Source organism: Aeromonas sp. QDB17 (genome assembly GCF_027705305.1).
Lineage (GTDB): Bacteria > Pseudomonadota > Gammaproteobacteria > Enterobacterales > Aeromonadaceae > Aeromonas > Aeromonas caviae.
In genome coordinates, this window is the sequence record NZ_JAPDBP010000005.1 from 46,589 (window position 1) to 59,273 (window position 12,685).

The 12,685-nt window shown below is 63.7% G+C and carries 11 protein-coding genes; all 11 read right to left on the minus strand.

Annotation, left to right across the window (positions count from 1 at the left end; translation table 11 throughout):
- Positions 1–27 precede the first annotated feature (27 nt).
- The 11 genes from murC to mraZ all read right to left on the minus strand — a co-directional run bounded on the left by murC (position 28) and on the right by mraZ (position 12,611).
- Complete coding sequence (murC, locus tag OKC41_RS06055) at positions 28–1,482, minus strand: UDP-N-acetylmuramate--L-alanine ligase (protein ID WP_010675834.1); 1,455 nt, start codon at positions 1,480–1,482, stop codon at positions 28–30.
- A 110-nt stretch (positions 1,483–1,592) separates the two neighbouring features.
- A complete protein-coding gene (gene murG, locus OKC41_RS06060) occupies positions 1,593–2,660 on the minus strand; it encodes an undecaprenyldiphospho-muramoylpentapeptide beta-N-acetylglucosaminyltransferase (RefSeq protein WP_010675835.1) in 1,068 nt (355 codons plus the stop codon).
- Complete coding sequence (ftsW, locus tag OKC41_RS06065) at positions 2,657–3,841, minus strand: cell division protein FtsW (RefSeq protein WP_010675836.1); 1,185 nt, start codon at positions 3,839–3,841, stop codon at positions 2,657–2,659. The genes murG and ftsW overlap by 4 nt, the downstream gene beginning before the upstream one ends.
- Positions 3,838–5,121, minus strand: coding sequence for a UDP-N-acetylmuramoyl-L-alanine--D-glutamate ligase (murD, locus tag OKC41_RS06070; protein WP_010675837.1), 1,284 nt, complete (start codon positions 5,119–5,121; stop codon positions 3,838–3,840). Before murD ends, ftsW begins: the two co-directional genes overlap by 4 nt.
- Before the next feature lie 3 nt (positions 5,122–5,124).
- Positions 5,125–6,207 carry a phospho-N-acetylmuramoyl-pentapeptide-transferase gene (gene mraY / locus OKC41_RS06075; RefSeq protein WP_010675838.1) on the minus strand — a complete coding sequence of 361 codons (1,083 nt, stop codon included), beginning with the start codon at positions 6,205–6,207 and terminating at the stop codon, positions 5,125–5,127.
- Positions 6,201–7,556: a UDP-N-acetylmuramoyl-tripeptide--D-alanyl-D-alanine ligase gene (murF, locus tag OKC41_RS06080; protein WP_042864853.1), complete on the minus strand. Its 1,356-nt coding sequence runs from the start codon at positions 7,554–7,556 to the stop codon at positions 6,201–6,203. The genes mraY and murF overlap by 7 nt, the downstream gene beginning before the upstream one ends.
- Complete coding sequence (murE, locus tag OKC41_RS06085; protein WP_039040490.1) at positions 7,553–9,037, minus strand: UDP-N-acetylmuramoyl-L-alanyl-D-glutamate--2,6-diaminopimelate ligase; 1,485 nt, start codon at positions 9,035–9,037, stop codon at positions 7,553–7,555. Before murE ends, murF begins: the two co-directional genes overlap by 4 nt.
- 95 nt (positions 9,038–9,132) lie before the next feature.
- Positions 9,133–10,899: a peptidoglycan glycosyltransferase FtsI gene (locus OKC41_RS06090; RefSeq protein WP_010675841.1), complete on the minus strand. Its 1,767-nt coding sequence runs from the start codon at positions 10,897–10,899 to the stop codon at positions 9,133–9,135.
- Complete coding sequence (ftsL, locus tag OKC41_RS06095; RefSeq protein WP_010675842.1) at positions 10,896–11,210, minus strand: cell division protein FtsL; 315 nt, start codon at positions 11,208–11,210, stop codon at positions 10,896–10,898. The genes OKC41_RS06090 and ftsL overlap by 4 nt, the downstream gene beginning before the upstream one ends.
- Positions 11,211–11,213: 3 nt before the next feature.
- A complete protein-coding gene (gene rsmH, locus OKC41_RS06100; RefSeq protein WP_042015088.1) occupies positions 11,214–12,152 on the minus strand; it encodes a 16S rRNA (cytosine(1402)-N(4))-methyltransferase RsmH in 939 nt (312 codons plus the stop codon).
- Positions 12,153–12,611 carry a division/cell wall cluster transcriptional repressor MraZ gene (gene mraZ / locus OKC41_RS06105; protein ID WP_167826405.1) on the minus strand — a complete coding sequence of 153 codons (459 nt, stop codon included), beginning with the start codon at positions 12,609–12,611 and terminating at the stop codon, positions 12,153–12,155.
- Positions 12,612–12,685 lie beyond the last annotated feature (74 nt).

The following is a 12,685-nucleotide window of genomic DNA, read 5'->3' on the forward strand; positions in this document are numbered from 1 at the left end:
TTGGCGGTCAAAATACTCATTGGGCCCTCAGGCACCGGATTTCATGCTATCCACGCTCAATTTCATCTCGCCGAGACGACGGGCCAGCGCACCGACGTTACCCGCCCCCTGGGTCAATACCAGATCCCCCTCGCCAATCAGGTCGGCCAGCACCGCGGGCACATCATCCGGCGTTGCGACAAAGATGGGCTCCAGGGTGCCGCGGGAGCGGATGGAACGGCACAAGGCACGGCCATCGGCACCGGGAATGGGCTCCTCACCGGCGGCATAGACCTCCAGCATCACCAGCACGTCCACCTTGGAAAGCACATCCGCGAAATCTTCGTAGAGATCCCGGGTCCGGCTGTAGCGGTGCGGCTGGAACACCATCACCAGCCGCTTCTCGGGCCAGCCGGCGCGAGCGGCGTTGATGGTCACCTTCACTTCGCTCGGGTGATGACCGTAATCGTCCACCAGCATGGCCTTGCCACGGCCGGTTTCAAACTCGCCATATTGCTGGAAGCGGCGCCCTACCCCTTCAAACTTGGAAAGTGCCCGGATGATGGCCTCGTCGCCGATGCCGTCTTCGGTTGCCACCGCGATGGCGGCGGCGGCGTTGAGGGCGTTGTGAATACCGGGCAGGTTGAGAGTCACCTCCAGCTCACCCGCCCCTGCACGGCGCACCCGGAAGCGGCTGCGATTGCTGGTCTGCACGAAGTCCAGCACCTGCACATCGGCATCATCGCTCAGACCGTAGGTGAGGGTAGGACGGGCGATCTCCGGCAGCATGCCGCGGATCACGGGGTCATCCACGCACACCACGGCCAGGCCGTAGAACGGCAGGTTGTGCAGGAAATCGATGAAGGTGGCCTTCAACCTGGAGAAATCGCCGCCATAGGTGTCCATGTGATCCGCTTCGATGTTGGTCACGATGGAAACCATGGGTTGCAGATGCAGGAAGGAGGCGTCGCTCTCGTCCGCCTCGGCAATCAGATAACGGCTGCTGCCCAGGCGGGCATTGGTGCCGGCGCTGTTGAGCAGACCGCCGATGACGAAGGTGGGGTCGCGATCCGCCTCGGCATAGATGCTCGCCACCAGACTGGTGGTGGTGGTCTTGCCGTGGGTCCCGGCGATGGCGATACCGTGACGGAAGCGCATCAGTTCCGCCAGCATTTCGGCGCGGCGCACCACGGGAATACGCAGCTCGCGGGCAGCCAGCAGCTCGGGGTTGTCCTGCTTGATGGCGGTGGAAACCACCACCACGCTGGCACCGTCCACATGCTCGGCACTGTGACCGACAAAAATGTGTGCGCCCAAAGAGGCCAGGCGTTCGGTCACCCCGTTGCGGGCCAGATCCGAGCCGGTCACCTGATACCCTTCATTGGCAAGCACTTCCGCAATACCGCCCATACCGGCGCCACCGATGCCGATGAAGTGGATGCGACGCACGCGGCGCATTTCGGGGATAACGGTACGCAGTTTTGCCAGTTCAACCTTGGTCATAGTTCTTTCTCAATTCGCGGCCACAGGCCATTTTCATTCGGCGACATTCATCAGTTCGAAGACAGAAGCGGGGCCTTGGCGGCACATCTTGGCCTTCCATCTCGTTTGGCTCAGCCGGTGGCGAGCCGCTTGCACTCATCGGCAACCCGTTCGGCGGCATCGATGATGGCGACCCGGCGCGCGGCCTGGGCCATGTTCAACAGGGTTTCCCTGCGCCCGGCGAGCCAGGAGAGGCGCGACGCCAGCGCGGCCGGCGTCAGCTCGGACTGGGGCAGGAACTCGGCCGCACCGCCGTCGACCAGGGTCAGGGCGTTGCGGGTCTGGTGATCGTCCACCGCATGGGGCAGGGGCACGAAGATGGCGGCCACACCGGCGGCGGCCACTTCGGAGACGGTCAATGCGCCGGCGCGGCACACTACCAGGTCCGCCCAGGCATAGGCATCCGCCATGTCCTTGATAAATTCACTCACCTCGGCCTCGACCCCCAGCCCGGCATAGGAGGCAGCCACGGCCTCCCCATTGCCCTTGCCGCACTGGTGACGCACCTCGATGGGCACACCGGCGGCTGCAACCGCAGGAGGCACCTGCTCGTTGAGGACCCGGGCCCCCAGGCTGCCACCGACCACAAGCAGGCGCAGAGGATCGCTGCTGCTGCGCAGTTGGGGATCCGGCAGCGCCACCACCTCGGGGCGCACCGGGTTGCCCACCACGGCGGTGCGGGCATTGGGGGCGAAGGCACCGGGGAAGGCCATCAGTACCCGCCTGGCGATACGGGCCAGCAGCTTGTTGGTCAGGCCGGCGGCGGCATTCTGCTCGTGCAGCAGCAGCGGAATGCCCGACAGCCAGGCGGCCACGCCACCCGGGCCGGAGGCAAAGCCCCCCATGCCCAGCACCACATCGGGCTGGATGGTCTTGAGCACCTGGCGGGCCTGCAGCACGGATTTGATGACACGGTAGGGCGCCGCGAGCAGCCGCTTGATGCCGTTGCCACGCACCCCCTGGATGTCGATGAAGGAGATGGGATAACCATGGGCAGGCACCAGCTCCGCCTCCATCCGGTCGGCAGTGCCGAGCCAGTGGATGGTCCAGCCCTGGGCCTTGAGGCGATCGGCGACGGCCAGGCCGGGGAACACATGGCCCCCGGTACCACCCGCCATCACCAGTAACGTCTTGCTCACGCAACCTCCCGCACGCGCGCCTGGGCACTCGCCTGGCGCAACTCGAAATCGATACGAATCAACATGCTCACCGCCACCATCATGATGATGAGACTGGAGCCGCCATAACTGACCAGCGGCAGGGTCAGCCCCTTGGTAGGCATCATGCCGCTGGCGGCACCGACGTTGACGAAAGTCTGGAAACTGAACCAGATGCCGATGCCGATGGCCAGATAACCTTCATAGAGCCGCTCGGCCACCAGCGCCTGGTGACCCAGCTTGAGCGCCTTCACCGCCAGCGCAAAAATCAGGAAGAGTGCGCCAAGCACCCCCACGTAGCCCAGCTCTTCGCCCAGAATGGCGAACACGAAGTCGGTGTGGGCCTCCGGCAGGTACTCCATCTTCTGGATGGAGTTGCCGAGCCCCTCGCCAAACCAGCTCCCCCGACCAAAGGCCATCAGGGACTGGGTCAGCTGATAGCCGCTGCCAAAGGGATCGGCCCAAGGGTCGAGGAAAGAGGTCACCCGCCGCATCCGGTAGGGCTCCGCGATGATCAGGGTCACCACGGCGCTCACCCCCACCAGGATGAGACCGATGAACTGCACCAGCCGGGCACCGGCCAGGAACAGCATCCCGAGGGAGGTGACGAACATCACCACTACTGACCCGAGATCCGGCTGGGCCAGCAGCAGGATGGCCACCACGAACAGCACCGCCATGGGTTTCATGAAACCGATGAAGCGCTCGCGCACCTCGCTCTGGCGGCGCACCAGATAGCCCGCCAGATAGACGAACAGCGCCAGCTTGCCGAACTCGGCCGGCTGCAAGTTGAAGGGGCCAAGCGGCAGCCAGCGTACCGAACCGTTGACGCTGCGGCCCACCAGCAACACCATCACCAGCAGCACGATGGCCAGCAACAACATGGGGCCGTTGTAGTGCTGCCAGCGTGCCATGGGCACCTGCAACACGAACCAGGAGATACCCAGCGCCATCACCAGGAACATGCCGTGGCGCTTCACGAACATGAAGGGATCGTTGTTGATGGCGATCCCCTCAGGAATGGAAGCGGACGCCACTATCACCAGCCCGACGCCCATCAGGGCGAGGGCCAGTACCACCAGCTGCCGATCATAAAGACCGGCGGGGCGCGCCGGTAGCAACCAGCGCTGCAAGAATCCCGCAACCACGCGCAGGGCGTTCATAAGCCCATCACCAGTTCGGTGAAGCGATCGCCGCGCGCTTCAAAGGATTTGAACTGATCCAGGCTCGCACAGGCCGGCGCCAGCAGCACCCAGTCTCCGGGCCTGGCGTCGGCCGCCGCCTTGGCGACAGCAGCGTCAAGATCGGCAACCCGCTCGGTCTGTTCGCCCAGGGCCAGCAGCACCTCGGCATCCTGACCAAAGCAGTACATGTGATCGATCTGGCTGCCGAGCAGGGCCTGCACCGGGCCGAAGTCCTGCCCCTTGCCCTGGCCACCGGCCAGCAGCAGCAGGCGGCCCTTGACCGCTTCACGTACCCCGGCCACGGCGGCCAGGGTCGCCCCCACGTTGGTGGCCTTGGAGTCGTTGATCCAGCGCACCCCATTTACCTCCCGCACGAAGCGGGCACGGTGAGGCAGGCCTTCAAAGCGGCGCAGCACGGCAAGTTGTGCCTCGCGGGGAATGCCCACCGCATCGCACAGGGCCATGGCCGCCAGGGCATTGGCCTGGTTGTGGGCACCCACTATCTTCATCTCGTCCACCGCCAGGAGCGGCTCGCCGTGCAAGGTCAGCCAGTGACGGCCCTCCAGCTCGCAGCGACCGTAGCCGTTGCAGTCGAGGCCGAAACTCTGCCACACCTGACCCACATCGGGCAGGGTCTGGGGATCGTCGCGATTGATCAGGATGTGCTGGGAGTGCTGATGGATCTCCATCTTGGCGGCGCGGTAATCCGCCATGCCGGCATAGCGATCCATATGATCTTCACTGAGGTTCAGGACCACGGAGGCGGCGGCCCGCAGGCTGCAGGTGGTCTCGAGCTGGAAGCTGGAGAGCTCCAGCACGCAGAGATCCATGGGCTGCTTGAGGAGCGACAGCGCCGGGGTGCCGATATTGCCCCCCACACCGACCTTGAGCCCCGCCTCGGCGATCATCTCACCCACTAGCGTGGTGACCGTGCTCTTGCCGTTGGAACCGGTGATGGCGATGACGGGCGTCTGGGTTTCACGCACGAACAGTTCGATGTCACCGACGATGCGCACCCCGAACTCGGCGGCGGCCTTCAACTCCGGAGTCGCCAGGGCGATGCCCGGGCTCGCCACTATCATGTGCGCCTGCTTGAGCCGCTCCGCGTCCAGCCCGTGGATGAGCTCCACCTCGGGGGGAAGCTCGTCCTTGCCCGGCGGGTTGGCACGGGTGTCCATCACCAGCGGCGTGACGCCGCGGTCGAGGAAGTAATCGACGCAGGAGAGTCCGGTTTTGCCGAGTCCGATGATGATGACCATGGCTTACCTCACCTTCAGGGTGGCGAGGCCAAGCAGCACCAGCATGAGGGTGATGATCCAGAAGCGCACGATGACGCGCGGCTCCGGCCAGCCCTTCTTCTCATAGTGGTGATGGATGGGGGCCATGCGGAAGATCCGCACGCCGCGCAGTTTGTAGGATCCGACCTGCAGGATCACCGAGACGGTCTCCATCACGAAGACACCCCCCATGATCACCAGCAGGAACTCCTGGCGCACCAGCACCGCGATGGTACCGAGCGCGCCGCCCAGGGCCAGGGAACCCACGTCCCCCATGAAGACCTGGGCCGGGTAGGTGTTGAACCAGAGGAAGCCCAGGCCCGCGCCCACGATGGCGGTACAGACGATCACCAGCTCGGAGGTGTAGGGCACGTAGGGAATGTGCAGGTAGTTCGCGAAGTTGACGTTGCCGGTCGCCCAGGCGATCAGGGCGAAGCCCCCCGCCACCATCACGGTGGGCATGATGGCGAGGCCATCCAGGCCATCGGTCAGGTTGACCGCGTTGGAAGTACCGACGATGACGAAGTAGGTCAGCAGGATGAACATCAGGCCGAGCTGGGGCATCACATCCTTGAGGAAGGGGACCACCAGCTGGGTCTGACCATCGTGGGTGGCCGTGGCGTAGAGGAAGACTGCCACACCCAGCGCGACCGCGGACTGCCAGAAGTACTTCCAGCGGGCGATGAGGCCGTCGGTGTTCTTGCGCACCACCTTGAGATAGTCATCGGCAAAACCGATGGCGCCATAGGCCCCCAGCACGAACAGCACCAGCCAGACATAGGGGTTGTCGAGGCGGCACCAGAGCAGCACAGAAGTGAAAATGGCTGCAATGATCATCAGGCCGCCCATGGTCGGGGTGCCCTTCTTGCTGAGATGGGATTCGGGACCGTCGTTGCGGATCACCTGGCCGAACTTCATGATCTGCAGGCGACGGATGAGGCGCGGCCCCATCCAGAGCGCCACCACCAGACCGGTGATGATCGACAGGATGGCGCGAAACGTCAGGTAGGAGAAGACGTTGAAGAAGGTGAAGTGCGGGGTGAGCAGTTCCGCCAGCCAGACTAGCATGTGGCTGACTCCTGATGGCCCTTGACCATCTCGACGATATCTTCCATGCGGGAGCCACGGGCGCCCTTGACCAGAATCGAAATTTCCTGATGTGTCTTTATCATTTGCGCAAGCACTTCAAACAACGACGCCTTGTTATCGAAATGTCGGCCAGCCGCGGCATCTGCGGTGTGGCGACTCTGTTCCCCTACGGTCAGCACGGCATCGAGGCCCTGCTCACGGGCGTGGTGTCCGACCCGGGCATGCTGCGCGGCGGACTCCTCACCCAACTCTTTCATGTCACCGAATACCAGCACCTTGTAGCCGTTCATGGCGGTCAGGGCATCGATACCCGCCAGCACGGACTCCACGCTGGCGTTGTAGGTGTCATCCACCAGAGTGAGGCCACCCCAGCGTTGCACGCAGAAACGGCCCTTGACCGGCGCCATCTGCTCCAGCCCCGCCTTGACGGACGCAAGCGATGCGCCCAGGGCCAGGGTACCGGCGGCAGCAGCCAGGGCGTTGGCCACGTTGTGGCGACCCGGAATGGCCAGGGTCAGATTCACCTCTCCCTGGGGCGTCACCATCACGAACCCGGCACAACCCTGCTCGTTGAGCACGATGTCGCGGGCGTGGAACGGCTGACGCTGATCCTCGAGGGAGAAGGCGCAGTGGATGCCCTTTTCACGCCACTTCGGCCAGAACTCGTTGTCGGCATTGACGATGGCGGTGCCGCCCTCGCCTAACCCTTCGAAGATTTCGCTCTTGGCATGGAACACCCCTTCCAGGGAGCCAAAGCCTTCCAGGTGCGCGGCAGCGACGTTGTTGATGATGGCGGCGTCAGGTCTGGCGAGCGACGTGGTCCAGGCGATCTCGCCCGGGTGGTTGGCTCCCAGCTCCATCACCGCGAACTGGTGTTGCGGCTCGAGGCGCAGCAGGGTCAGCGGCACCCCCACCTCGTTGTTGAAGTTGCCGGCGGTGGCCAGCACCTCCCCTTCACAACGCAGGATGGCCGTCGCCATCTCCTTCACCGTGGTTTTGCCACAGCTGCCGGTGATGGCGAGCACTTTCGGATTGATGCGCTCGCGCACCAGCCTGCCCAGACGCCCAAGTCCCTTGAGGGTGTCGCCCACCACCAGTTGTGGAATGGCCAGCGGCAATTCGCGCTCCACCAGCAGGGCACTGGCGCCGGCGGCAACCGCCTGGTCGCAGAAATCGTGGGCGTCGAAACGCTCGCCGCGCAGGGCCACGAACAGCGCCCCCGCGCCCAGGGTACGGGTGTCGGTGCTGACCGCCGTGATCTCATGGTCGCCCCCGATCAGACGGGCATCGAGCACCTGCGCCAGGTCGGCAAGCCTGAGGGTCATCATTTGAATGACTCCATTAATGTGTGCAAGGCGGCTGCGACGGTTTCCCGATCGCTGTAGTGCCGCTTGTCGGTTCCAATGATCTGATAATCCTCGTGGCCTTTGCCGGCCACCAGGATGATGTCCTCTTTGCTCGCTTGGCTCAGTGCCAACTGGATTGCCTTGGTCCTGTCGTGCTCGATCTGCACGGCGCCGGGATCGCGAAGACCCGCCACCATGTCGGCCATTATCCGGGCCGGCTCCTCGGTACGGGGATTGTCGTCGGTCAGGATCACGCAGTCCGCATGCTGCTCCGCCATGGCAGCCATCATGGGACGCTTGCCGCGATCCCTGTCGCCGCCGCATCCCACCAGGCACCAGAGCCGGCCGTGACAGTGCACCCGCAGGGCCTGCAATGCCTTCTCCAGCGCATCCGGGGTGTGGGCGTAATCGACCACGGCGAGCGGCGCATCGCCACCGCCGAAGCACTCCATGCGACCGGTCACCGGTTGCAGTCTGGGGGCCGTCGCCAGCAGGTCATCGAAGTCGTAGCCGAGCACCAGCATGGCACCCATGGCGCCCAGCACGTTGCTGACGTTGAAGCGGCCGAGCAAGGGGGCGGATAATACACCATTCCCCCAGCTGGAGTTAATGCGCGTATCAAAACCTTGTTGGTGGAAATGGGGATCCTGCGCCGTCAGTTGTCGTCCGGCATGGTTTTCAATCGGACCATGAACCCCGAAGGCCACCGCACCGGGATAGGTCGCCAACCATTGCCGTCCCAGATGGTCATCGGCGTTGATGACGGCGCAAGGCTCATCCACCAGCTTCAGCAGCTCCTCCTTGGCGGCGGCATAGGCCTCCATGGTGCCGTGATAGTCCAGATGATCCCGGCTCAGGTTGGTGAAGACTGCCGCGGCAAACGGCAGGGCCGCCACGCGATGCTGCACCAGACCGTGGCTGGAGACCTCCATCGCCACCAGATCGGCCCCCTGCTGCTGCAAGGCGGCCAGATTGGCCTGCACCTGGACCGCGCTGCCCGTGGTGTTCTCTGCTTCGATGAGCTCGCCAAACAGACCGTTGCCTATGGTGCCCATGACCCCGGCCTTGCCCCCCAGCAGGGTGCGCCAGTTGGCCACCAGCAGGGCCGTGGTGCTCTTGCCGTTGGTGCCCGTGATGCCCACCAGTTGCAGCTTTTGCGCAGGGTGACCGTAGAAATGACCGGCCAGCTCGGAGAGGCGAGCGGGAAGATCCCTCATGCCGATGCAGGGGATCTGGGTCGCCGGAGGGACGAATTCTCCGTCCTCCTCAAACAGCACGGCGGTCGCTCCCTGAGCCACCGCCTGTTCGATGAAGCGCCTGCCATCCACCTGATGGCCACGAATCGCCACGAAGAGCGAGCCGGGACCGACCCGCCGGCTGTCGAGCTGGAGATCGGTGAGGGAAAGCGCCGGGGCATCGATGCCGAAGCGGCTCATCAGTTGATCAAGTGTGCGGGGCGGCATGGGAAGCCTCCGAAAATGCGGGAATGCGGGCGCTCGTACACGCCATGGAAAACGCCCCGACAGCAGCGGGGCCGATGGAAAAAGCCGGATGCCCGTCAAGTACGCGGTGCGCCATTGTTGGCCTCCGTGCGGGCAAGCTTGGCGGGCACCTCGGGCGGGATCGCATCGGGACGGATGTTGAAGAGCTGCAACACGCCTCCCATGGCCTCCGCAAAGGGCGGGGTCGCCACAGCACCGCCGTAGTAGGCATCCCCCTTGGGCTCGTTGATCACCACCACCATGACGAAACGGGGATTGCTGGCTGGCGCGAAACCGGCAAACCAGGCCATGTAGTCCTTGCCATAGCCCCCAGCCACGGCCACCTTGGCGGTACCACTCTTGCCACCGACCCGATAACCGGGGATCTGGGCCTTGGGAATGGCATTGCTGACCACGTACTCCAGCGCCTGCAACATGGCAGCGGCGTTGTTGTGATCGATGACCTGCTCACCCTTGGGCGGCTTGGTCACCTTGATGATGGAGAGCGGTACCCGCTTGCCCTTGTTGGCCAAGGTGGCGTAGGCGGAGGCCAGCTGCAGCGGGGTCACTCGCAGACCATAACCGAACGACAGGGTGGCTCGCTCAATGTCGGACCAGCGGCGACGCTGGGGCAGCATGCCGCTGCTCTCCCCCATCAGGCCGCTGCCGGTGTCCATGCCGAATCCCACCATGCTCAGGGTATTGATCATCTCCTGGGCCGGCATCCGCAGCGCGATGCGCGACATGCCGATGTTGGAGGAGTAGCGCAGGATGTCGTACAGGTTGGTCGCCTTGTGGATACTCACGTCACGGATCTGCTTGGCCCCGATAAACAGCGGGCCGCCCGGGATGAAGTCCTTCCAGCTGGTGACACCGGCTTGCAAGGCACTAAGCAAAATCAATGGCTTGACCGTGGAACCCGGCTCATAGGTATCGGTCACCACCCGGTTTCGCACCCGGAAACTCTGGTACTGGCCGCGGTTGTTCGGGTTGTAGGAGGGGGTGTTGACCATGGCTAGCACCTCGCCGGTCTTCACATCCAGCATCACCATGGAGCCGGAGGTGGCCTTGTTCTCGTCGGTAGCCCGTTTGAGGGCGCGATAGGCCAGCGCCTGCACCCGCTGATCGATGCTCAGTTGCAGATCGTTGGCGTGTTTGCCCTCTTTCACCAGACCCAGGCGCTCGATGACGCGGCCCTGCCTGTCCTTGCGCACCCTCATCTCGCCAGGGGTTGCGGTCAGCCACTCGTTGTAGCTGCGCTCAATCCCCTCGATGCCGCTGCCATCGATGTTGGTCACCCCCACCAGGTGGGAGCTTATCTCGCCGGTCGGGTAGAAACGGCGCGCCTCGGGGCGCAGATAGATGCCCCCCAGCTTCAACCCCTTGATGTACTCGGCCACTGCAGGCGTCACCTGCCGCTGCAGATAGACGAAGCGCTTGCTCGGGTTGGCGATGCGATGCTTGAGGGTGTTGATGTCGAGCTTGAGCACGGCGGAGAGTGCCAGCCAGGCACGCTCGTTGTGGATGGCACCGGACTCATGCACCGTCTTGGGATCGGCCCAGACCGCTTCGACCGGCACGGATACCGCAAGCTGTTCGCCATTGCGGTCCGTGATCATGCCGCGCACCGCCTGGGTGGAGGTGGTGCGCAGGGAGCGCATGTCCCCCTCCTGGCGCAGTCTGTCCGGATCGATCACCTGGATCCAGGCCAGCCGCAGGATCAGCCCCGCAAACGCGATGCCGATGAAGAAAACCAGGGTACGAAAGCGCCACGGGTAGAGTGAGGGTGCTTTCGCCTTGGCTTTGTCCTTTGCCGGAGCCTTGGTGGCGGCCTTGCGTGTCATGGTTGTGTAATTACCTTTTCAGTGGTCACCAGTGGGCGAGCCATCTGCAACTTGTCCATGGCCAGACTCGCCACCCGGGAGTGCTCAGCCAGTGTGCCCTGTTCCAGCAAGAGGTGGCGCCACTCGATGTTGAGCCTGTCCTCCTCCGCCATCAGATCGTTCTGCTTGGCCGTCAGACCCCGGGTCATGTTGGTCACCAGGATCACCGCAAAGGCGGTGACCAGCACGGCGACGGTCAACAGGACCTGCAACTTGTGGCGCCAGAGATCCGCAACGATCTCCCTGGCGAGGTGAACGCGCACGTCGCTCATCGCTTACTCCGCAAGACGCTCTGCGACCCGCAGCACCGAGCTGCGGGACCGGGTGTTTTCATTGACCTCGTGGTCGGAAGGCTTGAGTGCCTTGCCGATCGACTTCAGCTTGCGACCACCGGCCAGCTGGGCTTCGGTCAGAGGGATCCCGTGGGGTACTTCCGGACCTTTCTCATGCTTGCGAATAAAATGCTTCACCAGCCGATCTTCCAGAGAGTGGAAGCTGATGACGGAGAGACGACCGTGAGGAGCCAGCACGTCCAGCGCGCCGTTGAGGGCGGTTTCAATTTCGTCCAGCTCGCTGTTGATATAGATGCGGATGGCCTGGAAGCTGCGGGTCGCCGCGTGCTTGCCCTTCTCCTTGCTCGGGTTGACCCGGGCAATCATCTCCGCCAGCTGGCGGGTGCGCACATAGGGCTCTGTCACCCGATCGTGCACGATGGCGCGAGCAATCTTCTTGGCGAAGCGCTCCTCACCGAAGGTTTTCAGCACCCAGGCGATGTCGTCCACATCGGCACGGGCCAGCCACTCGGCGGCGCTCTGACCGGAGGTGGGATCCATCCTCATGTCGAGCGGGCCGTCCTTCATGAAGCTGAAGCCACGCTCGGCATCGTCAAGCTGGGGGGAGGAGACACCGAGATCCAGCAGGAAACCATCGACCTTGCCCAGCAGGCCGCGCTCTGTCAGATAGCGGGTGATGCCGGAGAAGGGACCGTGCACGATCTCGAAACGGGGATCCTGGATCTTGGCCGCCTCGGCAATGGCCTGGGGATCCCGGTCGATGGCGATCAGACGGCCGTTCGGGCCCAGATGCTGGAGAATGAGACGAGAGTGACCCCCCCGGCCAAAGGTACCGTCGACGTAGATACCGTCCGGCTTGATGGCCAGCCCTTCGACGGCTTCGTGCAACAGCACTGTGATGTGTTCAGCGGCTTGGGTCATTTATAAAGAAAAATCCTGTAGTCGTGGTGAACTTGCCCAGTCGTCCTCGGGCAGGCCCAGGATGTCGTCGTTGATCTGTTGTTGCCAGCGGGCTTCATCCCACAGCTCGAATTTGTTGAGCTGGCCCACCAGCATGACTTTCTTGTCCAGCCCGGCATGGCTGCGCAGCGGCTGGCTGAGCAGCAGACGGCCATTGCCATCCAGTTCGCATTCGGCCGCGTGGCCGAGCAGCAGACGCTGCAGGCGGCGTTCCGCCGGGTTGGTGCTGGAAAGGGTCTTCAGCTTGCGCTCCACCTCTTCCCATTCATTCAGGGGATAAAGCAGCAGACAGGGATGGGCTATGTCGATGGTGCAGACCAGCTGGCCGTCGCACTCTTCGCGCAGCCAATCACGAAATTTGGTCGGAATCGCCAACCGCCCCTTGCTGTCCAGGCTGATGGCGTGAGCGCCACGCAACAAATTGCAGTCCCCGAAGGTGAGTTATGGGGGCTAGATGCCCAATAAAACCACTTTGATCCACTTTTCTCCACCAT

Coding starts and splice junctions, on each gene's coding strand:
- murF (WP_042864853.1), bottom strand. CDS start 7,556: ATGATGACCCTCAGGCTTGCCGACCTGGCGCAGGTGCTCGATGCCCGT.
- mraY (WP_010675838.1), bottom strand. CDS start 6,207: ATGCTAGTCTGGCTGGCGGAACTGCTCACCCCGCACTTCACCTTCTTC.
- OKC41_RS06090 (WP_010675841.1), bottom strand. CDS start 10,899: ATGACACGCAAGGCCGCCACCAAGGCTCCGGCAAAGGACAAAGCCAAG.
- murC (WP_010675834.1), bottom strand. CDS start 1,482: ATGACCAAGGTTGAACTGGCAAAACTGCGTACCGTTATCCCCGAAATG.
- rsmH (WP_042015088.1), bottom strand. CDS start 12,152: ATGACCCAAGCCGCTGAACACATCACAGTGCTGTTGCACGAAGCCGTC.
- murE (WP_039040490.1), bottom strand. CDS start 9,037: ATGCCGCCCCGCACACTTGATCAACTGATGAGCCGCTTCGGCATCGAT.
- murD (WP_010675837.1), bottom strand. CDS start 5,121: ATGGTCATCATCATCGGACTCGGCAAAACCGGACTCTCCTGCGTCGAT.
- ftsL (WP_010675842.1), bottom strand. CDS start 11,210: ATGAGCGACGTGCGCGTTCACCTCGCCAGGGAGATCGTTGCGGATCTC.
- ftsW (WP_010675836.1), bottom strand. CDS start 3,841: ATGAACGCCCTGCGCGTGGTTGCGGGATTCTTGCAGCGCTGGTTGCTA.